General features: G+C 65.6%; 19 protein-coding genes. 7 read left to right on the top strand and 12 right to left on the bottom strand.

Annotation, left to right across the window (positions count from 1 at the left end):
• Window positions 1-23 precede the first annotated feature (23 nt).
• Window positions 24-416, top strand: coding sequence for a hotdog family protein (locus ACT53N_RS06245; RefSeq protein ID WP_476063081.1), 393 nt, complete (start codon window positions 24-26; stop codon window positions 414-416).
• Between the two features lie 67 nt (window positions 417-483).
• Here the strand turns inward: ACT53N_RS06245 and ACT53N_RS06240 are convergent, their stop codons facing one another.
• The 6 genes from ACT53N_RS06240 to ACT53N_RS06215 form a co-directional block, all read right to left on the bottom strand.
• Window positions 484-1,272 (bottom strand): SapC family protein, encoded by a 789-nt coding sequence (locus tag ACT53N_RS06240; protein WP_476063080.1) that lies wholly within the window; start codon window positions 1,270-1,272, stop codon window positions 484-486.
• A 239-nt stretch (window positions 1,273-1,511) separates the two neighbouring features.
• Window positions 1,512-3,539: a TonB-dependent receptor gene (locus tag ACT53N_RS06235; RefSeq protein ID WP_476063079.1), complete on the bottom strand. Its 2,028-nt coding sequence runs from the start codon at window positions 3,537-3,539 to the stop codon at window positions 1,512-1,514.
• 168 nt (window positions 3,540-3,707) lie between these two features.
• Window positions 3,708-4,235 carry a GNAT family N-acetyltransferase gene (locus ACT53N_RS06230; RefSeq protein WP_476063078.1) on the bottom strand — a complete coding sequence of 176 codons (528 nt, stop codon included), beginning with the start codon at window positions 4,233-4,235 and terminating at the stop codon, window positions 3,708-3,710.
• On the bottom strand, window positions 4,232-5,110 hold the full coding sequence (gene aguB / locus ACT53N_RS06225) for an N-carbamoylputrescine amidase (protein ID WP_476063077.1): 879 nt from the start codon (window positions 5,108-5,110) through the stop codon (window positions 4,232-4,234). The genes ACT53N_RS06230 and aguB overlap by 4 nt, the downstream gene beginning before the upstream one ends.
• Entirely contained in the window at window positions 5,110-6,117 is a 1,008-nt protein-coding gene (locus tag ACT53N_RS06220) for an agmatine deiminase family protein (protein WP_476063076.1), read from the bottom strand. Before ACT53N_RS06220 ends, aguB begins: the two co-directional genes overlap by 1 nt.
• A gap of 161 nt (window positions 6,118-6,278) precedes the next feature.
• Window positions 6,279-8,723, bottom strand: a complete 2,445-nt coding sequence (locus tag ACT53N_RS06215) for a TonB-dependent receptor (protein WP_476063075.1) — start codon at window positions 8,721-8,723, stop codon at window positions 6,279-6,281.
• Between the two features lie 187 nt (window positions 8,724-8,910).
• Here ACT53N_RS06215 and ACT53N_RS06210 point away from each other — a divergent pair, with 187 nt between their 5' ends.
• The gene (locus ACT53N_RS06210; protein WP_476063074.1) at window positions 8,911-10,488 is read left to right on the top strand and encodes an ArnT family glycosyltransferase; all 1,578 of its coding nucleotides are present in this window, start codon (window positions 8,911-8,913) and stop codon (window positions 10,486-10,488) included.
• A gap of 80 nt (window positions 10,489-10,568) precedes the next feature.
• A complete protein-coding gene (locus ACT53N_RS06205) occupies window positions 10,569-11,558 on the top strand; it encodes a DJ-1/PfpI family protein (RefSeq protein WP_476063073.1) in 990 nt (329 codons plus the stop codon).
• Here the strand turns inward: ACT53N_RS06205 and ACT53N_RS06200 are convergent, their stop codons facing one another.
• The gene (locus ACT53N_RS06200) at window positions 11,559-12,200 is read right to left on the bottom strand and encodes a 3-oxoacid CoA-transferase subunit B (RefSeq protein ID WP_476063072.1); all 642 of its coding nucleotides are present in this window, start codon (window positions 12,198-12,200) and stop codon (window positions 11,559-11,561) included.
• Window positions 12,200-12,850, bottom strand: coding sequence for a CoA transferase subunit A (locus ACT53N_RS06195; RefSeq protein WP_476063071.1), 651 nt, complete (start codon window positions 12,848-12,850; stop codon window positions 12,200-12,202). The genes ACT53N_RS06200 and ACT53N_RS06195 overlap by 1 nt, the downstream gene beginning before the upstream one ends.
• Between ACT53N_RS06195 and ACT53N_RS06190 the strand changes: the two genes are divergently transcribed.
• From ACT53N_RS06190 to ACT53N_RS06180, 3 genes are read left to right on the top strand one after another with little or no spacing between them, the layout of a single operon-like run.
• Complete coding sequence (locus tag ACT53N_RS06190) at window positions 12,756-13,019, top strand: hypothetical protein (RefSeq protein WP_476063070.1); 264 nt, start codon at window positions 12,756-12,758, stop codon at window positions 13,017-13,019. The two genes, ACT53N_RS06195 and ACT53N_RS06190, sit on opposite strands and share 95 nt — an antisense overlap.
• Window positions 13,019-13,600, top strand: a complete 582-nt coding sequence (gene kefF, locus ACT53N_RS06185) for a glutathione-regulated potassium-efflux system oxidoreductase KefF (protein WP_476063069.1) — start codon at window positions 13,019-13,021, stop codon at window positions 13,598-13,600. Before ACT53N_RS06190 ends, kefF begins: the two co-directional genes overlap by 1 nt.
• 3 nt (window positions 13,601-13,603) lie before the next feature.
• A complete protein-coding gene (locus ACT53N_RS06180) occupies window positions 13,604-15,505 on the top strand; it encodes a monovalent cation:proton antiporter-2 (CPA2) family protein (protein WP_476063068.1) in 1,902 nt (633 codons plus the stop codon).
• A gap of 3 nt (window positions 15,506-15,508) precedes the next feature.
• On the opposite strand, the gene ACT53N_RS06175 is transcribed toward ACT53N_RS06180, so the two are convergent.
• From ACT53N_RS06175 to ACT53N_RS06165, 3 genes are all read right to left on the bottom strand, one after another.
• Complete coding sequence (locus tag ACT53N_RS06175; protein WP_476063067.1) at window positions 15,509-16,513, bottom strand: sterol desaturase family protein; 1,005 nt, start codon at window positions 16,511-16,513, stop codon at window positions 15,509-15,511.
• Window positions 16,514-16,570: 57 nt separating this feature from the next.
• Window positions 16,571-17,626: a fatty acid desaturase family protein gene (locus ACT53N_RS06170; RefSeq protein WP_476063066.1), complete on the bottom strand. Its 1,056-nt coding sequence runs from the start codon at window positions 17,624-17,626 to the stop codon at window positions 16,571-16,573.
• Between the two features lie 116 nt (window positions 17,627-17,742).
• Window positions 17,743-18,423, bottom strand: coding sequence for a YiaD family glycine zipper/OmpA-like lipoprotein (locus ACT53N_RS06165; RefSeq protein WP_476063065.1), 681 nt, complete (start codon window positions 18,421-18,423; stop codon window positions 17,743-17,745).
• A 162-nt stretch (window positions 18,424-18,585) separates the two neighbouring features.
• Here ACT53N_RS06165 and ACT53N_RS06160 point away from each other — a divergent pair, with 162 nt between their 5' ends.
• Window positions 18,586-19,521, top strand: a complete 936-nt coding sequence (locus tag ACT53N_RS06160) for an isopenicillin N synthase family dioxygenase (RefSeq protein WP_476063064.1) — start codon at window positions 18,586-18,588, stop codon at window positions 19,519-19,521.
• Between the two features lie 52 nt (window positions 19,522-19,573).
• On the opposite strand, the gene ACT53N_RS06155 is transcribed toward ACT53N_RS06160, so the two are convergent.
• Window positions 19,574-21,463 (bottom strand): ubiquitin-activating E1 FCCH domain-containing protein, encoded by a 1,890-nt coding sequence (locus tag ACT53N_RS06155; protein WP_476063063.1) that lies wholly within the window; start codon window positions 21,461-21,463, stop codon window positions 19,574-19,576.
• Window positions 21,464-21,541: the final 78 nt, after the last annotated feature.

The raw sequence follows: 21,541 nt of genomic DNA, 5'->3' as shown, positions 1-21,541 counted from the left end.
GAGGAATCATCCTGGAGACGCCCATGCCCGCCGCCTTCGACGATATCGAGATCGGCCAGGTCGTCTCCTTGGGCACGCGCGCGGTCGACGGCAAGGCGCTGGACGCCTTCATTGCCGCCTTCACCCCAGGCTGGCCCGTCGAGAACGGCGCGCCCGACGGCATGATCTTCGCGATCTGGACCAGGCTCGACACCGAAGCCAGCGCGGCCTGGCCTCAGACCAAGCGCCTGGGCGTCGACGCCCTGCGGTGGATGCGCAATCCGCCCGTGGGCGAACTGCTGCGCGGCCGGATGACGGTGATGGGCAAGGACCCGGTCGGTGAGGGCAAGGGCATCGTCATCGCCCAGCACGACCTTCTCGACGAGGCAGGTCGCCTCGTCTTTTCGTGCCTCACGCGCAGCATCTTCGCCCGCTAAGCCAACCAAAGAAAAAGGGCGGCGGGTTCAACCCGCCGCCCTCTTCGATTTCAGCTTAGGCCGAACCTTAGTTCTGGTTCTCGGCTTCGGCTTGCTTGAGCATAGTCTTGTTGATCAGGCGATCCCAGCCGAGCAGCGAGACGAGGTGCGCGTAGATCTGAGCCAAGGCGCCGTTTTCTTGCAGCTCCTTGAGCTTCTCAGCCGACAGGCCGTTCAGCTTCTCTTCCGAGACGCCGAAGTACTCGGCGACGGTGACGGGCTCACCGACCGGCGCGCCCACTTCGTCGGTCGGCTGGAAGGTGGCCTTCTTCAGCTCGAACAGATCGTTGTCCTTCAGGATCTGGACAAAAGCGTCGGTGCGGCGACGCTCGACCTCGAAGTCATCGCAGAACTTGATGCAGTTCTGGGTGTATTCGGTGGGCTCGCCCTTGGCGTCGAACAGCGGGGTCTGGCCCTGCTCGCTGAGCAGGTCGCTCCCGCGATCGATGCAGACGATCAGGCGATCCTGGGTGTCGTCGTTGGCCAGCACGAACGGATAGCGGCGGATATAGGCCGGGATATAGACGTTCGGTTCGATCGAGCCGTCAGCGCCGATGAACAGGTTTTCTTGCTGGTTCAGACCCATCACCGCCAGCGGGACCCGGTCGTCACCGGCGAAGATCACCGGGAAGGTCAGGGCGGCGGGGGCGAATTCCGAGACGGTCAGCGGAACGGCGGTGCCGGCGGCGGCGAACGCGTACGGCTTGTCCTTGTGGACGAGCGCGAGCTTGGCGTGCTGCTCGCGGTTCAGCGGCTCCGGCGCGTTGTAGAACAGGACGTTTCCGGTGATCTCGCCGGCGGACTGGGTCGTTGTCATGAAGAGCTCTACGACAAAAAATTGGAAACGGGCGCTCGAACGCTTCGAAGACGACCGCAAAGGCTCGCGGTTCTAGCCGATCCCGCCGGATGCGGCAATCTGGCCTCCGTTCTAGGCGAATCCGGGGCCCGGAGGGAGGATCCGGGCCCCGGCGCTGGGCAAGCCCGCAGGGGGGCTGAGCGAGCTTGCCTAGGGACGATTGGGAACGAAGCTGGATGGTCGGAGTCGGCGAGCCGTCTCTAGAAGCGCAGCGCGATACCGGCCCGAACCTGACGGCCCGGCGACGGCGCAATATCCTTCAGGAACGAGACGTGCTCGCGCACCTCCTCGTTCGTCAGGTTGCGACCATCCAGGAACAGGCGGACGCGCGCGTCGCCGGCCGGCTTCCAAGCCAGGGTGGCGTTGAGCACCGTGTAGCCGTCGGTGGGCAGCTCCAGCTCCGCGACGCGATCCTGGCCGCCCGTGCGGCGCACCTCCACATCACCCGACCACATCGGCGCCGCGTATGACGCCTTCAGCGAGACCGAGTAGGGAGGAATGCGAGCAGGCGGGCCAAGGTCAGACGAGCCACGGACGAAGTCCGCACCGGCGTGCAGATTCAACGACCGCTGTCCGTCGGTCCAAACACGGTAGGCGAACTCGGCTTCGAGCCCGCGGAATTCGGCGTCGGTCTGAACGTAGCGATAGACCGCCAGGCCATCCTCTTCGGCGCCGTTGGGGCGCAGGTCGATGAAGCCGTCATAGCGCGCGACAAACAGATGCAGGTCGCCCGACACGCGCTCGCCGCCATAGTGCAGCGTCGCCTCCAGCGAGGTGGCGGTCTCTTCCTTCAGATCGGCGTCGCCGATCTCGAACCCGCGGGTGGCCGCGTGCGGGCCTTCCGCGAACAGCTCCGACTCGGTCGGCGCGCGGCTGGAACGGGTTAGGGCCAAGCCCACGAAGCTTTCGGCGGTCGGCCGCCAGAAGGCGCCGACCGAACCCGACAGGTTGGTGAAATCGGCCTTGCCTTTCAGGCTGTCCAGCTCCCGCGTATCGATCCGCAGACCACCCTCATAGCCATGGCCGTCCCGTTCGATACGCTGCTGGGTGAACGCGCCGAACTCGGTGATCTTGGTCTTCGGCACATAAGCTTCGTCGCCGATGGCGTCGAAGTTGCGACGCAGGGCCTGGACGCCTACCGCGCCCTTCCAGCCGCCACGCTCAGCCTGGACGAGCTCCAGGCGCCCCTCGTAACCGTCCGAGACGAACTTGGTGCCGACCGCGTCACCTTCAAACTCGGTGTGGGTGTAGTCGGCGTGACCGCCCGAGAACCGCAGCTTGGCGAAGGGTCCGAAAGCGGCGTCGTATTCGCCACGCAGGTCAATACGGGTTTGCTTGAGGCCGATGGTGACCGGAGCTTCCTCCTCACCGCCGTCCTCGTGGGCGTGACCCGGAACGCCATAGGTGGAGTCGGTGCGCTTGATCGACATGCCGACGTAGCCCTTGTCGCCCACGTAGGAAAGGCCCGCGCCGAACGTCTCGAGGTCTACCGCGCTGTTCTCCAGACGCCCGCCGCCGCTCTCCGCCGTCTCGCCCTCGAGGGCCAGTTGACGGTCCGATTCCGGATAGACCGGGATCTTGTAGTCCTTGCTCTCGCGCTTCAGGGCGTCGAGCGTCAGGACCATCGGCCCGACCGTGGCATGGATGGCCCCGGACAGCGCGTAGCTGTCGTCACCGGTCCCGCGCGAGGCGAGCAGGCGACCGCTCATCCCCTCGCTCGGTTGCTGGCTGGCGATGCGGTCATCAATGATGTTGACGACGCCGCCGATCGCCGAGCCGCCATAGGCCAGCGCGGCTGGACCGCGCAGCACTTCGATGCGCTCGGCCTCGCCGGGATCGGTGGCGACCTGGTGGTCGGGAGACAGCGCGCTGGCGTCGATCTGTCCGACGCCGTTGGTCAGCACCTGCACCCGAGGGCCGGCCAGCCCTCGAACCACAGGCCGGCTGGCGCCGGCGCCAAAGGTCGTCGACCGCACGCCCGGAAGACCGGCCAGGGCGTCGCCCAGGCCCTTGGGCGCGGCCAGGTCCAGGTCGGTGCGATCCAGCACCGCGACGCTGGCTGTCAGGGCGTCGGCCGAAACCCCGTAGGGCGCGGCGGTGACAATGACTTTCGAGACCTCGGAGTCTTGCGTCGGAGCGGTCGGCGGAGCGGCGTCCTCGGCTTGAGCGGCGGTGGCGGCGGCGAGCACAAGAAGGCTCGCGGCGGAAAGGGCGACGCGACGGAGCATGTTGGGTCCTGAAACCACGAGAGACTTAGCCGGGGGAGCGGCCGTTCAAGAAACTGTTATGAAATAACATATCTTCTCGTCAATCCGCTTTCGTCGGGCGGATGAACTTCAGGTCGGGGTGTGGCCCTTCTGTTTCGCAGCTGTTCGCCAGCGCCAGCAGGCGCAGCTCTAAGAGCGCGCGACGAAGACGACGTGCGGCCGCAACGGATCTTCGGGCGGCAACCTGGGATGCAGGAAGTCCCGGTCCGGCGCCGGCGCCATGCCGATCCGGCGCATCACGGCCTGCGACGCCAGATTGGTTCGCGCGGTGAAAGCGATGATCTCAGACAGCTTGAGGACCCCGACGCCATGCGCGAGCGCGGCCCTCGCCGCTTCGGTGGCATAGCCCTCACCCCAGACCTCGGGCAGAAATCGCCAGCCGATCTCGACCGCGCCTGGCATGTTCATCTCAGGGGGAACCCACCAGACGCCGGTCATGCCGATGAGGCGGGCGTCCGCCTTGCGGTCGACGACCCAGAAGCCGAAGCCATGCTCGGTCTCATGAGCCATCACGCGATCGACGAACGCGTCACTTTCGGCGCGCGAGCTCACTCCGCCCAGCCACGCGCCCACTTCAGGCCGGGCGTTGAGGTCAGCGATTGCGGCCCGGTCGGCGTCGACCGCCGGGCGCAACACCAAGCGGTCGGTCTCGATCATGCAGGGCGGCCGTTCGCCAGGGCCGTATAGAACTCGGGCCGACGATCGCGGAAGAAGCCCCAGGCCGCGCGGTGCGTGGTCAGGAAGTCGAGGTCGAACGTCCCGCTGACCAGCCCCTCATCGGCGCGCCCCAGCTCACTGACCAGATCGCCGCGATGGTCGGCGACGAACGAAGAGCCGTAAAAGGTCTGACCGCCGTTCGGATAGCCGTCCCAGGGCTCGAAGCCGATACGATTCGCGCCGATCACCGGGATCACGTTGCTGACGGCGTGGCCCTGCATGGCGCGTCGCCAGGGAAGAGCCGTGTCCAGGCTCGGGTCATGCGGCTCGCTGCCGATGGCGGTCGGATAGAACAAGGCCTCGGCGCCCATCAGCGCCATGGCGCGGGCGCATTCGGGGTACCACTGGTCCCAGCAGATACCGACGCCGATGCGGCCAAAGCGGGTGTCCCAGACCTTGAAGCCGGTGTCGCCGGGCCGGAAATAGTACTTCTCCATATAGCCCGGCCCATCCGGAATATGGCTCTTGCGATAGACGCCCAGCAGCGAACCATCCGCGTCGGCCATGACCAGGCTGTTGAAATAGTGCGGCCCCTCGCGCTCGAAGATCGAGATCGGGATCACCACGCCCAGCTCGCCGGCCAGGGGCGCGATGGCCTTGACCACCGGGTGCTCGCGCCACGGATGGGCTTCCGCGAACCACCGCTCCTCCTGAGCGACGCAGAAGTAAGGCCCTTGGAACAGTTCCGACGGCAGGATGACCTGCGCTCCCTTGGACGCGGCCTCGCGGATGAAGGCCTCGGTCTTCTTGATGTTGGCCTGCAGATCCATGCCGTACGAGGTCTGGATCGCGGCGACGCTCAGCGTGCGGGCCATCAGACGGTCTCCGGCTCTTGTTGGCTGATGCAGTGGAACGAACCACCGCCCGTGAGGATGGCGGTCGAGGGCAGGCCGATGACCTGGCGCTCGGGGAACAGGCCCTTGATCACCTCGACGGCGAAGGCGCCCGACTCCTCGGCGTAGATCGGCACAATGACCGCCTCGTTGGCGATCAGGAAGTTCATGTGCGAGGCCGGGATCGGCTCGCCGTCCTCGTCCAGCAGCTTGCCGGGCGAGGGGATGCGGACGACCTGCAGCGGCGAGCCGCGGCTGTCGGTCATGCCGGCCAGCATCTTGGCGGTGTCGCCATAGATGTCCGCGTTCGGATCATCCAGGCCATAGGCCATGGGGCAGGCGACGACGCCCGGCGCCACGAAGCGAGCCAGGTTGTCGACGTGGCCGTCGGTGTGGTCGTTCTTCAGGCCCTTGCCCAACCACAACACCTTCTTGGCGCCCAGCGCCCGGGTCAGGGCCGCGTTTGCCGCAGCCTCGTCCCAACCGGCGTTGCGGTTGTCGTTGAGCAGGCACTGGCGCGTGGTGAGGATTGTGCCGTTGCCGTCATGGTCCAGCGCGCCGCCTTCGAGGATGAAGTCGTTGCGGACCAGCGGCGCGCCCGAGGCGGCGGCGATCTGTTCGGCGACGATGTCGTCGCCCTCCAGGCTGTACTTGCCGCCCCAGCCGTTGAACTGGAAGCCGGCCGCCACCGCCTTGCCGGCGTCGTCGACGAAGATCGGCCCGGTGTCGCGGAGCCAGATGTCGCCGAACTGGCCCCGGACGATCTCGACCGTGGTGTCCGACAGCAGGGCGCGGGCGGCCGCCTCGGCTTCGTCGCCCACCACCATCAGCCGCACGCGCTCGGCGCCAGGGCCTGCAAGCGCACGCGCGAGGTCGGCGACCTCCTGCTGAGCTTGTTCCAGATCCTCCTGCCAGAGCTCGGCGTGGCTGGGGAAACCCACCCACATGGCGCGGTGCGGAGCCCATTCGGCGGGAACGGTCACGGTCATTCGACAAGCCCAATAGAAACGAGCGGGAAAACGAAGGGGGCGCAGATGGCCCCTCACGACGCCGGGGTCAAGCGCCGCCTAGTTAGCAAACGAATACGACAAAGAAAAAGGGCGGCCCGAACGGGCCGCCCTTCTCTTGGTCTTGGCGAAGCCGACGTCGTTTAGAAGCGGGTCGTCAGGCTCAGCTGCAGCGTGCGCGGGAAGCCAATGGCATAGGTCGGCGCGGAGCCGTTCTGGATGCCGGTGATGGTGACCGCGTTGTTCCGGCTGCTGATGTTGCCGAAGTAGTCCTCGTCGAAGAGGTTCTTCACGTTCAGCTGCAGGTAGGTCTTTTCCGCGAACGGCATGTCGTAGCGGATGCTCACGTTGGTGATGGTGTAGGCCGGCGTCTTCTCGTCGTTGACGTCGGTCGACCAGCGCTCACCGGTGTACTTCAGGTCCATCGACAGGCGCAGGGCTTCGGTGATGTTCCAGTCGAAGCCGCCGCCGAAGGTGTATTCCGGCGTTTCAACGACGATCTTGCCCTTGGTCGGCAGAACCCGGCCGCTCAGCGGGATGTCCTGCTTCAGTTCGCTGTGGTTGTACGAGAACGAACCGAAGACGCTCAGGTACTCTTCCAGGCGCCACGACGCGTTGGCGTCCAGGCCATAACCCTTCGCGTCGCCGACGTTGCGGTCGACGAAGATGCCGAGCGCGTCATCGTAGGCGCTGACGATACGGTTCTGGAACTTGTTGGTCCACAGAGCCACCTGAGCGACGACATCCGGCGTCTGATAGCGATAGCCGATGTCGAACGCCTGGGTCGTCTCGGGCTGCACGCCCGGGTTCGACACAGTGCCGTCGGCCAGACGCTTCACGGTGTACAGGCTGTCCGTACGCGGCGCCGACAGACCCTCGGCGTAGCTGCCGTAGAGGTACTGGTGATCGGCCAAGCGATAGTTCAGGCCGATGTTCGGCAGAACGTCGTCGTACTTTTTCGTCGCTTGGTACGGCTTGATGTACTGGGTCGTCGCACCGGCGAAGGTGACGTTCCCGTTGGCCAGCGTGGCGTTAGGCGCTTCGGTGGTGCAACGCACGTTGCTCGAACCGTCTTGCGAGTAGCAGAACTGGTTCAGTTCGCGCTTGAAGTACGGCATGCGCAGACCGGCGACGACGGTCAGCTTGTCGTCGAAATATTCACCGCGGTACTCGAAAGCGACCTGGTTCAGGAAGGCCTTCGAGAGACGGTCACGACCGCGCAGGAAGCTGCCGTCAGAGCCAAAGACTTTCTCGCCGTGGCCGTCCTTGCCGCCGAACACGTTCGTGGTCGTGCCATCGGCGTTCAGCTTGGTGTATTCGCCGGTCTGGCGGTGATAGCCGAAGTCACCGGTGTAGGCGACGCGCAGGCGCTGGCTGTCGTTGATGTCCCAGATCAGCGACGAGGTGACGCCGTAACGACGGGTGTTGGTCACCGAAGGCGTGAAGAAGGCCACGGTGTCGGCGGTGTCGCCGTCGCCGTTCAGGTCCTTGCCAACCGTGCTGGTGCCCTTAACGCGACCGTCGGTTTCCGACATCGTGCCCAGCTGGCCGCCACCGTCAGCCAGGGTGTACTGGAACGACGGGTCGAAGGTGATGCGCAGGCTGTCGTTGATGTGGTGCAGGAACTGACCACGGATGTTGCCGGTGTTCGACGGGTTGACCTGACGGCCATAGAAGTCGACGCAGTTGCCCGGGATGGCGGGCGCGGCCTCGGTGATCGTCGCGGCCGTCGTGTTCAGCGTGCGGTTCGTGCAGGTTTCGGTGAAGTCGAGGTTTTCACCGAAAGCGCGGTACTCCGCCAGCGTCACGGCGCGGTAGTTGTTGTTGCGGTTCTCGTTGTAGTGGAACGCCAGGCTGGCGAAGTCGCCGTTAGCCAGGTTCTGATAGATACGGGCGTTGAACTGCTTCTTTTCCAGCGAGCCCGGGCCCTTGAACTTGTCGTACTTCTGGTACGAGCCGGCGACCCAAGCCTTGGTGCCGAACGGGCCGAACTCGCCCGAGTTCAGCATGCCGAACACGCGGCGATAGTTGTCGCTGCCCACCGAGGCGCGCGCCATGCCGCCGAAGTCGGCGGTCGGGATCAGGGTCACGTAGTTGATCGTGCCGCCGACGGCCGAAGCGGTCGGGCTGTCGACGTCGGTCGTGCCCATGTTGACCGAGGCGCGGCTGATCAGCTCACCGTCCAGCTGCTGGTTGGTGTAGATCGCGTAGTTGCCCGTGTCGTTCAGCGGGATGCCGTCGAAGGTCAGCGAGATGCGGTTGCCGTCGAAACCGCGCAGACGGACGTTACCGCCCGACGAGCCAAAGGCGTCCGAGTTGGTGAACGACAGACCCGGGGTCTGGTTCAGCGTGTCCAGGATGGTCTGACCCGCTTGCTGCTTGTCGATATATTCCTGGTTGATCGACGACTTCGACTTCGGCGCGGTTTCAGCGATCAGACCGCTGACGGCGCGTTGACCCGAAGCGGTGACGACGACCTTGTCGACTTCCGTCGCCTGCGAGGCGGTCGACTGAGCCGAGGCACCGTTGGCGAGCATCAGGCCGCCGACCAGGGCGGTGGTCGCCAGGGCGAAATGTTTCATGTTCATCTGAAGGATCCCCTCATTCATCGACACGCTTGCGTTGGGTCGCACTGTTTCGTGCCTTTGGCGGCCATTTATCGAAAGATTTAGAAGGTTTGGTGACGGAAAGGCCACGCCGGCCCACAAAGTGTCACAAACCCCTGGAAACGCGGAAGAAGTAGTCAGATTTTTTTTACTTGGCTAATCAGGCGTCATGCAGACCGCTCCTGACGCTCCGTCATCCCCCATCGTGAACCGCGCTTGGCGGTTGACCCTGCTCATGGTGGGGACGCTGACGATCGTGCGGCTGGCGGCGCTGTTCATCACGCCGCTCGAGCTCTATCCCGATGAGGCCCAGTACTGGCTGTGGTCGAGAGAGCTGGCCTTCGGCTACTTCTCCAAGCCCCCCATGATCGCCTGGCTGATCTGGCTCACCACTCAGATCGGCGGTGACGCCGAAGCCTGGGTGCGACTGTCAGCGCCCTTCCTGCACGGCGCGACGGCCTTGGTGATCCACAGGATCGCCCGCCGCCTCTACGGCGGCTGGTCGGGCCTCGCGGCCGCAGCGATCTACAGCCTGATGCCGGGGGTCGTGCTCTCGTCAGGCCTCATCGCCACCGACGCGCCGCTCTTGTTCTTCCTGGCCCTGACGATCTGGGCCTATGTGAGTTTGCCCGACGCCCATGCGGGACGCCGATATGCCCTTGCGGCGGGTATGGGCGCAGCTTTGGGCATGGCGTTTCTGTCAAAGTACGCTGCGGTGTACGCCCTTGGCAGCGTGGCGCTGCACTTCGCGATCTCACCTGAAGGGCGGCGGCGCTGGTCGCCCGCCGTGGCCGGCCTGTTTCTGATCGCGTTCGTCCTCGTACTGGCCCCGAACTTCATCTGGAACGCAACAAACCAGTTCTCCACCGTCAAGCACACCGCCGCTAACGCCAACTGGAACGCCAACCAGTTGTTCAACTTCCGTGAGCTGATCGAGTTCGTGGGCTCGCAGTTCGGCGTGTTTGGACCTGTTCCGTTCGCGGTGCTGATCGGCGGCGCGATTGGGCTGGGCTTGAAGAAGAAGTTGCAATCACCGGATCTGCTACTGCTCTGCTTTGCCCTGCCCCCCCTGATCGTGGTCGCCGGCGAGGCGTTTGTCTCGCGCGCCAACGCCAACTGGGCGGGGGCGGCCTTTGTCTCTGGATCGGTCCTGGCCGCCGGCTGGCTGCTGCGCTGGAACGCGCGTCGCTGGCTGGTCGGAGGGCTCGCCGTGCAGGCGCTGTTCGCCGTCTTCTTCATCGCCTGCATGATCGACCCGAAGGTCGCTGACGCCACGGGACTGTCAAATGGCTTCAAGCGGGTACGGGGGTGGGACCAGACCGTCGCGGCGATCATAGAGCGGGTCCGCGAGGAGCAGGCGCTGCGCGGCCCCTTGAGCGCCGTGGCGATGGACGACCGCTTCGTCTACAACGCCGCCGCCTATTACGGTCGCGACTATTTCGGCCAACCCGGCGCGCCGCCGCTGCGGATGTGGGTGCACGAAGCCTATCCGCAGAACCAGGCCGAGACTGAGACCCCGCTCGACCCGGACTACGGCCGCCGCGCCCTGATCGTCAGTCTGGAAGGCGAGTACCGCCCCAAGATCGAGCAGGACTTCAAAGCGGTGTCTGGCCTACAGATCGCGCGCGTTCGCCTGGACAAGACCCGGTCGCGTCGCGTCGACCTGTTCGTCGCGGAGGGCTTCGCGCCCCTGCCGCGTGATCCGGTCACCGGCCTGCCGCCCGAGCCGAAATCGGGCGCGCAGTAGGACTGGCGGGTTTCGAGGGATCACCGTCCTTTCCCGGCCCGCCTGACTGACGATGCTTAACCCGCAGATGGGAGGTATCGATGTTACGGCTGCTGCTGTTTCTTTTCGCCCTTGGGGTCGCCGCGCCCGGCGTCGCCAAACCGTTCGTGGTGATCCTGGCCGATCAGCGCGGCGTCGAGACGACAGACCTGATCGCGCCCTACGCAGTTCTGGCGGAGTCTCGCGCCGTCGATGTGCGGGTGATCGCTCCCAGCCTAGAGCCTGTTCGCCTAATGCCAGGACGCGCCTGGGTTCGGCCCCAGGCCGCCTATGCGGAACTGACCCGTCGGCCCGACGTCGTCATCGTGCCCTTCCTCATGCTTGCCTTCGATCCGGACCGCGACGCCTGGCTGCGCGCCCAGGCGCGGGCCGGCGCCCGGATCGTCTCGATCTGCGCTGGAGCGGAGACCTTGGCGAAAGCCGGACTGCTGGACGGTCGCGAGGCGACAACCCACTGGTACGAAATGAACCGCCTCGCCAAGGCGTTTCCAAAGGTTCGCTGGCAGCGCGATCAGCGCTGGGTGGTCGATGGCCCGATCACGACCACCGCCGGGGTCACGGCCTCCATTCCCGCCAGTCTGGCCCTGCTGCGCGATCTGGCTGGGGACGCGGTGATGCGCGAAACGGCCACTAGGCTGGGCATACCCACACCGGTACAGGCCCATAAGGGCGGAGCGTTCAGGGCCAACGGCGACGCTTTACTAACCGGGCTGTCAGGCTGGTCCAACGCCTGGCGCGCGGAGAAGGTCGCGGTGCGGATCGCCGACGGCTTCGACGATCTGGCCTTCGCCACAGCGCTGGACGCCTGGTCGCGCACCAACCGGTCGGAGGCCTTCGCGAGCGGGACGGCGACATCTCGGCGCGGCCTGACGATCATCGCACCGACCAAGCCGCAGCGCGCGGATCGGACAATCACGCCGAAGAACGCCGATCCGACGGACGCTCTCAACGCGATCGCCGCCGCCTATGGCAAGGCGACGGCGCGCTATGTGGCGCTCACCCTGGAGCACCCGTACTGGCTGGAGCAGTGACTAGACTGCGACCTCGAACGCGGCTTCGGTCTTGGACTTGACCTCGTCGGCCGTGACGCCCGGCGCCAGCTCGATCAGCTTCACCGGCGTCTTGCCGCGATTGATTTCGAAGACGCCGAGTTCGGTGATCAAGAGGTCCACGACGCCGGCGCCGGTCAGGGGCAGCGAGCATTGCTTGAGGAGCTTGGGCGCGCCCGACTTCTCGCAGTGGTCCATGACCACGACGACGCGCTTGACGCCAGCCACAAGGTCCATGGCCCCGCCCATGCCCTTGACCATCTTGCCCGGCACCATCCAGTTGGCGAGGTCGCCGTTCTCCGAGACCTGCATGCCACCCAGGATCGACAGGGCGATGTGGCCGCCGCGGATCATGGCGAAGCTGTCGGCCGACGAGAAATACGAACTGGAGTCCAGCTCGGTGATCGTCTGCTTGCCGGCGTTGATCAGGTCGGCGTCTTCCTCGCCCTCATAGGGGAAGGGACCCATGCCCAGCATGCCGTTCTCGCTCTGCAGCGTCACGTGCATGCCTTCGGGGATGTAGTTGGCCACCAGGGTCGGGATGCCGATACCCAGGTTCACGTAGAAGCCGTCCTGCAGCTCCTTGGCGGCGCGGGCCGCCATCTCATCGCGCGTCCAGGCCATTACGCGGTTTCCTTCTGGCGAGTGGTCACGCGCTCGATGCGCTTCTCGAACTTGGCGCCCTTGACGATGTGGTCGACATAGATGCCGGGCGTGTGGATGGCGTCCTTGTCCAGCTCGCCGATGGCGACCAGCTCTTCCACCTCGACCACCGTCTTCCTGCCGGCCGTAGCCATCATCGGATTAAAGTTCCGGGCGGTCTTTCGATAGATCAGGTTGCCTTCGGCGTCGGCCTTCCAGGCCTTGACGATCGAGAGGTCGGCGGTCAGCCCGCGCTCCATCACGTACATCTCACCGTCGAACTCGCGGGTCTCCTTGCCCTCGGCCACCAGGGTGCCGTAGCCGGTGCGCGTGAAGAACGCCGGAATGCCCGCGCCGCCGGCGCGGATGCGCTCGGCCAGGGTGCCTTGCGGATTGAACTCCAGTTCCAGCTCGCCGGAAAGGTAGAGCTGTTCGAACAGCTTGTTCTCGCCCACATAGGACGAGACCATCTTCTTGATCTGGCGGTTCTCCAGCAGGATCCCCAGACCAAAGCCGTCAACGCCGCAGTTGTTGGAGATGACCGTGAGGTCTTTCGTGCCCGCCTCGCGGATCGCCGCGATCAGGTTCTCCGGAATACCGCAGAGGCCGAACCCGCCGGCCATGATGGTCATACCGTCGAACAAAAGCCCGGCGAGGGCTTCGACGGCGTCCTTCTTCACCTTGTCGACCATGGTGTCTCCCTGTTCCGGAACTTATACGTCCCGTGCTGGGCGAAGCGTGTCGCCCGAGCCGCGAGTAAATTCAACCCTTGATGAATTATTTTCCCGAAGGGCTGCTTGATGACGGACGCTAGCACCGGCGCGATGACGCCCGCCACCTCCAGCGTGCTGCTGGTGCTGGCGCACCCGGCGCTTGAGCGGTCTCGCGCCAATCGGGCTCTGGCCAAGGCGGCGAAGGGTCTTTCCGGGGTCACCTTCAAGGATCTCTACGAGACCTATCCCGACTTCGTGATCGACATCGAAAGCGAGCAGGCTGCGCTGACCGCCCACGACGTCGTGGCGCTACAGTTCCCCCTCTACTGGTACTCGACGCCCGCCCTGATGAAGGAATGGCTGGATCTCGTCTGGCTGCACGGCTTCGCCTACGGCGAGGGGGGCGAGGCGCTGAAGGGCAAAAAGCTGTTCGTGGCCTGCACCACGGGCGCCAGCGCCAAGGCTTATCACGCCCACGGCTACAACCGCTTCTCGATGGACGAGTTTCTTCGCCCCTTGGAGCAGACCGCGCATCTGTGCGGCATGGTCTGGGAGACTCCGTTCGTGGTGCATGGCGCGGCGGTCAAGGACGATGCGGCGCTGAAGGCCGAGGCCGAACGCTATCGCGCGCGGGTCGCCTCGCTGCTGCCCACCAAGACGGAGGCCTGAGCCATGGAAAACATCCTGACCCAGACCCTGGTCTACCTCGGCGCGGCCGTCGTCTCGGTCCCGATCGCCAAACGCCTCGGGCTAGGCTCGGTGCTGGGCTATCTGATCGCCGGCGTGATCATCGGACCGTTCGCCTTGTCGCTGGTGGGCGACCAGGCCGACGTGATGAAGTTCGCCGAGTTCGGCGTCGTGATCCTGCTGTTCCTGATCGGTCTTGAGGTGCAACCCTCGATGCTCTGGGACATGCGCAAGACGATCTTCGGTCTCGGCGGCGCCCAGGTGGTCGGCACCGCCCTGGCGATCGCCGCCGCCGCACTGGCTTTCGGACTGCCCTGGCAGACCGCGCTGGCGGTAGGCCTGGTGCTGGCCATGTCCTCCACCGCCATCGTGCTGCAGACGCTGGACGAAAAGGGGCTGCGACAGGGACCGGTCGGCCGCGCGGCCTTCGGCGTGCTGCTGTTGCAGGACCTGGCCGTCATCCCGATGTTCGCCCTCCTGCCCCTGCTGGCGATCAGCGCGCCCCAGCATGCCGCAGCGGCCGGCGGCCATGGCGCGAGCCTGGTTTCGCACCTGCCGGTCTGGGCTCAGACCCTGTCAGTGCTGGCGGCGGTCGCGGCCGTGGTTGGCGGCGGACGTTATCTCGTGCGCCCGCTGTTCCGCTTTATCGCCAAGGCGCGCCTGCGCGAGATCTTCACCGCCTCGGCCCTGCTGATCGTGGTGGCGGTCGCCAGCCTTATGCAGACCGTCGGCCTCTCCCCCGCCCTCGGCGCCTTCCTGGCCGGGGTCGTGCTGGCCGAGAGCGAGTTCCGCCGTGAACTCGAGACCGATATCGAGCCCTTCAGGGGCCTATTACTGGGCCTTTTCTTCATGACCGTCGGCGCTGGGGTCGACCTGCCCCTGGTCGCGCGTCAGCCCTTGACCCTGGCGGGCCTGGTCCTGGGCCTGATGGTGCTGAAGTTCCTGGTCATGTTCGGTATCGCCCGGCTGTTCGGCGCGCCCAAGCGCGGAGCCCTGGCCGTCGCCACAGCCCTGGCCCAGGGTGGCGAGTTCGCCTTCGTCCTGCTGACCTTCACCGTCGGCGCCGGCGTGATCGGCGCCGAGCTGGCCGCCCTGCTGACCGCCGCCATCGCCGTCTCGATGGCCCTGACGCCCGTGGCCATGATCCTCTACGAGCGGGTCGCGGCCCTGATGGACGCAGCGATCCCCGATGTCACACCTGATACGGGCGACTTCGACGAGGGCGAGCCGGATATCATCATCGCCGGCTTCGGGCGGTTTGGTCAGGTGACCGGCCGTCTGCTGTCTGCCAACGGCTTCAAGTCGACCGTTCTGGACAGCGACATCGAGCAGATAGAGTTGCTGCAACGCTTCGGTCGCCGTGTGCACTATGGCGACGCCACCCGCCTGGACCTACTGCGGCAGGCCGGCGCGGACCGGGCGCGGATGCTGATCGTCGCGCTGGACGACCGCGAAAAGACCGTCGAGCTGGTCGAGACCGCTCGCAAGGCCTTCCCGAACCTGACCATCCTGGCCCGCGCCTGGGACCGCCGTCACGCCTACGACCTGCTCTCGAACGGCGCCGACGCGGTGGAGCGCGAGACCTTTGAGGCGGCCCTGGCGCTGGGCTCGACCGCGCTGCAGAAGCTGGGCTTCCGTGCGCACCGCGCGCATCGCGCGGCCGCCTTCTTCCGTCGCCACGATCGGCGGATGTTCGAGGAGCTGCGGCCGATGTGGGGCCAGGAAGAGGCCTATATCCTGGCCTCGCGTGACGCCGCCCAGACCATGGACCGGCTCCTCAACGCGGATCTGCACCGCATGCGTCCGGGCGATGCGGGCGGCGCCTGGGACACGGCCAGTCTGGACGAGGAATTGCGCGAGCGGGCGCAACAGGAAGGCGCGGACTGATCTCTACTCTGCGGCCAGCGGAACAGGTCTGGGAGTCGGCTCGCCCTTGAAGGCCTCCACGAACGGCGTCGCGAATCCGCCCGTGAGGCTATGGGGATCGGTCGACGCCGCGCCGAACGTCAACGCTGCGGGACGCTGCTCGGGGACATGCAACGTGCCGAACAGCCGGTCCCAGACGGCCAGGCAACTGCCTAGGTTCTTTCCGAAATGGGCTGGGTCGGCCGAGTGGTGGATCTGGTGATGGGCGGGGCTGAGCAGCCACTTTCCGAAGGGCCGGAACGTCATCCAGGCGTGCGAATGCTGCAGGTGGATCACACTCATCGCGAACACCAAGAAAATGGCGTTCTGGCCGAAGATCAGCGGCTGATGCCAGGCTGGTCCGAAGGCCCAGGCCAACACGCCGCCAGTCCCGCCCGTCGCGAGGGCCGCGATATTGGCGAACTTCACGCTCTCGATGGGATGGACGCGGTAGACCGTCAGCGGCGTCAGAACCTCGGCGGTGTGGTGGACCTTGTGGAAGGCCCACAGGAATTTAACCTTGTGGCTCAGCCAATGATCGACCCAGTAGCCGAGCTCGTAGGCGAGGAAGCCGGCGAGCGTCCCCACCACCGCCACGATCGGCCACGGAGTGGCCGCAAAGGGCCCGTCGCCAAGGCTCGCCGCCAGCCAGCCCGACAACGCCTTGGTGATCGCCTGGCCTGACAAGAGCGCTCCGCCCAGCAGAACTCCAGCGCACCAGATGTTGAAGACGAAGAACACGAGATCCAGGCGGCTGGACGCCTTCAGCCAGATCCTGCGGGGAAACAGCGCCCGGAGCAGCAGTCGCGCGGAGGTCCTGCGACCGCGCGCGCCGCGGCTCAAGACCACATGGCTTGCGGCGATCAGCAGCGCGCAGGTCAACGACACAAGAGAAAAGGTCGAGCCCAGCGGTAGCAGGGTGTCGAGCAGCGGCGCGGCCAGTCGGTGGCCGGCGGCGGCGAAATCAAGCCCTGGCTGCGCGATGCTCACGCCTTGCGGTCTCCGTTCGAAACGGATCCGTCTTAGCGAAGACGCCTCAACCGCCGCTTAATGCGCGGGCTGGTTCTTGGCGGCGGCGTTCTTCTGGCGAACGCGGCGGAAGAGATCTCCCAGCGCCTCGAACAGCCCCGGCTCCGACGCGCGATGATAAAGCGAGTCCGCGCCCAGGGCCTCGACCAGTCGCGCGTGAGCCTTGCCCATGTTGTGATAGGGCAGACGCGGCAGCAGGTGATGCAGGGCATGGTAGCGCAGGCCTACCGGCGCCCAGAGCTCGGAGGCCAGGTTCGGCGGCGGGACATTGACCGAGTCGAGGAACTGCTGCTCGAGCGTCATCTTGTCCCCGTCATTGTCCCAATGATGGGCCACCAGGGTGCGCGCCTGGTTCAGAAAGGTGGCCAGGGAAAAGATCGCCAGGCCCGTCAGCACCACACGCACGGGAACGACGCCCAAGGCCACGCCCGCGATCACCGCCCATGACCACAGCCAGCAGGCGACGTCCTGCACCACCCAGGCCTTGCGCCAGCGGCCGAGATCCTCGCGCACGAAGTCGGGATTGATGATCAGCGCCGACAGCTTCGTCTTCAGATAGCGGCGCAGCGACGGAACCAGGAACGACAGCGGGATCAGGATCGCCGAGCGCAGGATCACGCCCAGCGGGGCCAGCAGGGCGACGAACAGAAAGCCGGCCAGCTTCAGCGGCGTGAAGCGCGACAGCGGCAGGTACTCCGGATCCAGCTTGGTGCCGAAGCGGTCCTTGATGTGATGGATGTTGTGGACGCCCTCGTACATTAGGGACGGCGTCATCAGCGGCACGCCGACCAGCACGTTCCAGCCGACGCGGAAGCCCGGCGCCTCGTCGTCGCGGATGTGCGTCAGTTCGTGTATGAAGCTGAGCGCACGGTACAGCGCCAGCATGCTGAGGAGGCCCGCAGCCAGGCCCATCGGGAGGCTGGACGTCGTCGCGGCGATCAGGAAGCCGCCCCACATGACGGCGGCCGAAATCGTCAGGTCGGTCCAGTAAACGGCCGCGTTGGGCGTCATCAGATCGTCGGTCAGACTCATGGCCTGCCGGGTCAGACTGATATCGCTCGCCGTTTTCGCCACGTCTTCCTCGCGCCGCGCCCTCGAAGGATGACGACTTGGCGACGAAGCGCGGGAAAAGCAACCGCTTCATGCCCCTAAGGGGCGGGGCGGCGCGCTAATGCCGCCCCGTAATCCTATCAAGTCAGAGGACGCAGAATGATCTCGACCCGGCGGTTCTGGGCGCGCCCGGCCGGCGTGGCGTTGTCGGCGATCGGCGCGCGCTCGCCCATGCCGGCGACAAAGACCCGATCGACCAGAACGCCGCCCGGCCCCGTCAGGTAGCCCGCGACGGCGCTGGCGCGGCGCTCGGACAAAGTCTGATTGTAGTCGTCCGGGCCGCTGGAGTCGGCGTGGCCGACCACATCGATCGTGGTCTGCGGATAGGCGTTGAGCGTGCGCGCCACGTCGTCAAGCACGCGGGTGAACTGCGGCTGGACATCGGAGCGGTCGACCGCAAAGGTCACGTCGCTGGGCATGACCAGCACGATCTGATCGCCGTTGCGCCGGATCATCACGCCAGACCCTTCGAGGCTGCGGCGGAAGTCGGCCTGCTGGCGGTCCATGTAGTTGCCGATGGCGCCGCCGGCCAGCGCGCCGATGCCCGCGCCGATCAGAGCGTTCTTGCGCCCCTGCTCGCCCTTGTTCGTGTTGGTCAGATACCCCAGCACCGCACCCACGCCCGCGCCGGTCAGGGCGCCCGTGCCGGTGTTGTTGCGGACCGGCATGCCAGTATAGGGGTCAGTGGTGGTGCAGGCGGCCAGGGCGCCGGCGCTCATCAGCACCACCGCCAGCGTTATCTTTCGAGCGAATTTCGGCATTGTCGCAACCCTCGCGTCTTTGCTGTAGATCAAGTCACCCGGGCAAACGCCCGTCTTATGGTCAAGTTCCCAAACTCAACGCCGCGCGGAGACGAACAGCCTTCGTTTCGCCCGACGTCCGGTGTAGTAAGAAGGAACTTACTCATTCCAAGGCTCGCAGACGTGTCCACCTCCGCCATCGACCCGGTTTCGTTTTCTCTCTACGCCAAGGACTTCTCGCGCTTCGCACAAGAACTGGGCGCGTCGTTCGAACGCTACGGCTTCGCCGTGCTGTCCGACTATGACCTGGATCAGGCGCGCATCGACGCTGCCGTCGACTCCGCCAAGGCCTTTTTCGCGCTGCCGGTCGAGACCAAGAAGCAGTACGCCGGCGTCAAGGGCGGCGCGCGGGGCTACATCCCGTTCGGCGTCGAGACCGCCAAGGGCGCGGACCATTACGACTTGAAGGAATTCTGGCACATGGGCCGCGACCTGCCGCCCGGCCACCGGTTCCGCGCCCATATGGCCGACAACGTCTGGCCGGCCGAGATCCCGGCCTTCAAGCATGATGTCAGCTGGCTGTACAACAGCCTCGACACCATGGGCGGCAAGGTTCTGGAGGCGATCGCCACCTATCTGAAGCTGGACCGGAACTTCTTCTACCCGACCGTGCAGGACGGTAACTCGGTGCTGCGCCTGCTGCACTATCCGCCGATCCCCAAGGACGCCACTGGCGTGCGCGCCGGCGCTCACGGCGACATCAACACCATCACCCTGCTCTTGGGCGCCGAGGAAGGCGGCCTTGAGGTTCTGGATCGCGATGGTCAGTGGCTGCCCATCAACCCGCCGCCGGGCTGCTTGGTGATCAATATCGGCGACATGCTCGAGCGCCTGACCAACAACGTGCTGCCCTCGACGGTGCACCGCGTGGTCAACCCGCCGCCCGAGCGCCGGAGCGTGCCTCGCTACTCGACGCCGTTCTTCCTGCACTTCGCGTCGGACTACGAGATCAAGACCCTGCCCAACTGCGTCACGGCCGAGAACCCGGATCGCTATCCGGAGTCGATCACCGCCGACGAGTTCCTTCAGCAGCGCCTGCGCGAGATCAAGCTGGCCTGATCGTCAGCACGACTGAAGATGACGAGCCCCGCCGGATGCCGGCGGGGGTTTTCTATTTGGAGATTCGCAAGGACGAGATTTCCTGGGCGATCGCCTTGAACGACGTCTTCAGCTCCGAACCGTTGGCGGGGAAGAACGCCTTGGACGTGTCTGAGGCGCAATTGGTCAGGAAGGTCTTAGCGGTGTTGTCCGACCCCACGGCGAAGCCGACCGTGTAGAGCGTGATGTCGTTGGCGCTGTTCTTGATCGCCGTACAGAGCGCCCGCGCCTGGGTATAGGGATCACCATTGGTGGCGTTGCAATTGATGTGATCGTCGTCGCTGCCGCTGCCGCCGCCGGCGTCGGCGGCGATCACACCCTTGCAGTAGGGGGTGTTGAACGCGCCGTCCGTCATCATGATCACGACCTTCATCAGGTCCTGGCTTTTGTAGGCGGCGGGGCGCTGGGAGGCGTTCGGCCAGAGGTATCCAAAGTTGGGCGCGACCATGTACCAGCCCCAGGCCAGACCGATCTGGCCCGCTGTCGAGCCCCCCACGGTGTAGCTGTTGATCTGCGCCTTTAGCGCCGTCTTGTCGCTGGATAGCGGCGTGATCTTCGCTGTCGGACAGGGGTTCGGCGAATAGGAATCAGCGGAAGTCGAGGGGTAGTTTGTCCCCACATAGGCCGTACTGGGCGCGGCGTCCGTATACGCATGAGTCCCGGTGCGTTCGCTGACGCAAGTGCTGATGGCGCGAACCTCCGAAGTGTTATCGGCGCTCGTGTAGGCGAGGCGTCGGCACCCCGGAACCGTGCTCTGCTCACAGGTCGCCGTCCCGCCGCTCGTGTAGGCGGCCGTGCCGAGGCCCGCCACCCCGGTATTGAAGGTCGTGCTGGTCAGGTTGGTGATCGTGTGCGTCTGCCCGTTCAGCGACGTCGTACCGCCGATGCTCGCGAAACTGATCTGGTCACCGGTGATGAAACCGTGCGCTGAGCTCGTGGTCACGACGAGGGTGCAGTCGCTGGTCAGGCACTTTCTGACCGTGCCGCCGCTGGAGTAGTTCGACTTGCTGCTGGTGTCTGCGCCATCGAGCCAGAAGCGATTATCGTTGTCCTTTGTGACGGTGTAGATTTGTCCGTTCAGCGACGACATGCTGTTCGAACCGCTGGCGTTGATCCCGGAGATGTAGACCCGGTCGCCAGTGGACAGGCCATGGCCCGACGATGTCACCCGGGCCGATGACGCCTTGGTGATGGCTGTGATGTTCGTCCCCGTCGCGAGCCACTGCACATTGCTGATGTTGCGCAGCGGGATCGGGCCCCGCGCGGCGTCGGCGTAGGTGTCGAGGTTCACGCCGGCGGCGTAGGGCACCAGCGCGATCTTCGAATAGAACGGCGCCTGGGTGTCGCGGACGATGATGTCGACAAGATCGGCGGCGGCGACCTTGAGGTCCGCGATCCGGGTGCCGTCCATCGAGCCGGTGATGTCGAGCACCAGCGCCACTTCCAGGTTCTTGGACGAACGCACCACTTCCGACGTCGCGGTGACCGTGAAGTCTCCGCTCTGCCACAGGTTGGCGATGATCGGCTTCAAGGTCGCGGTGACCGACCCGATGACCCGGTTGTTGGTTCCTGCCGAAAAGGTGGCGTTCGAAGCGGTCAGGCCCAGGTTCATACCTGCGATCTCGGCCAGGAAGGCCGCGTCGCCCACTGTGTCGAGCTCGGCGTTCGTGGACGCCGTCGACCGGGCCGCCATCAGGGTCGCCGCGTCCAGCGCATCCTGCATCTGGCGACGCTGCAGGCTCAGGCGACCGACATCGATGAGACCAAACAGCAGAACCGACAGCGGCAAGGCGAGCAACGCGAATTGGATAGCGATCGCCCCGCGATCGTCGCGCCGCAAACGACGGACGAAAGCAGCGACGCTCTCGCTCAGGCGTCGGAAGAAACGGCTCTGGGTCGGCATGGCTTGAACGGGACCTTATCTCTCGCCGTGACCATCGCCGATGACGGTGAACAACTGGAAAATGCGCTTGGTGAACGG

The organism is Caulobacter sp. DMC95 (genome assembly GCF_056313785.1).
Note: the sequence above shows the minus strand (reverse complement) of the source record. Positions and strands in the feature narration are given on the sequence as shown.

Coding starts and splice junctions, on each gene's coding strand:
- ACT53N_RS06245 (WP_476063081.1), top strand. CDS start 24: ATGCCCGCCGCCTTCGACGATATCGAGATCGGCCAGGTCGTCTCCTTG.
- ACT53N_RS06240 (WP_476063080.1), bottom strand. CDS start 1,272: ATGACAACGACCCAGTCCGCCGGCGAGATCACCGGAAACGTCCTGTTC.
- ACT53N_RS06235 (WP_476063079.1), bottom strand. CDS start 3,539: ATGCTCCGTCGCGTCGCCCTTTCCGCCGCGAGCCTTCTTGTGCTCGCC.
- ACT53N_RS06230 (WP_476063078.1), bottom strand. CDS start 4,235: ATGATCGAGACCGACCGCTTGGTGTTGCGCCCGGCGGTCGACGCCGAC.
- aguB (WP_476063077.1), bottom strand. CDS start 5,110: ATGGCCCGCACGCTGAGCGTCGCCGCGATCCAGACCTCGTACGGCATG.
- ACT53N_RS06220 (WP_476063076.1), bottom strand. CDS start 6,117: ATGACCGTGACCGTTCCCGCCGAATGGGCTCCGCACCGCGCCATGTGG.
- ACT53N_RS06215 (WP_476063075.1), bottom strand. CDS start 8,723: ATGAACATGAAACATTTCGCCCTGGCGACCACCGCCCTGGTCGGCGGC.
- ACT53N_RS06210 (WP_476063074.1), top strand. CDS start 8,911: ATGCAGACCGCTCCTGACGCTCCGTCATCCCCCATCGTGAACCGCGCT.
- ACT53N_RS06205 (WP_476063073.1), top strand. CDS start 10,569: ATGTTACGGCTGCTGCTGTTTCTTTTCGCCCTTGGGGTCGCCGCGCCC.
- ACT53N_RS06200 (WP_476063072.1), bottom strand. CDS start 12,200: ATGGCCTGGACGCGCGATGAGATGGCGGCCCGCGCCGCCAAGGAGCTG.
- ACT53N_RS06190 (WP_476063070.1), top strand. CDS start 12,756: ATGACCGTGAGGTCTTTCGTGCCCGCCTCGCGGATCGCCGCGATCAGG.
- ACT53N_RS06195 (WP_476063071.1), bottom strand. CDS start 12,850: ATGACCATCATGGCCGGCGGGTTCGGCCTCTGCGGTATTCCGGAGAAC.
- kefF (WP_476063069.1), top strand. CDS start 13,019: ATGACGGACGCTAGCACCGGCGCGATGACGCCCGCCACCTCCAGCGTG.
- ACT53N_RS06180 (WP_476063068.1), top strand. CDS start 13,604: ATGGAAAACATCCTGACCCAGACCCTGGTCTACCTCGGCGCGGCCGTC.
- ACT53N_RS06165 (WP_476063065.1), bottom strand. CDS start 18,423: ATGCCGAAATTCGCTCGAAAGATAACGCTGGCGGTGGTGCTGATGAGC.
- ACT53N_RS06155 (WP_476063063.1), bottom strand. CDS start 21,463: ATGCCGACCCAGAGCCGTTTCTTCCGACGCCTGAGCGAGAGCGTCGCT.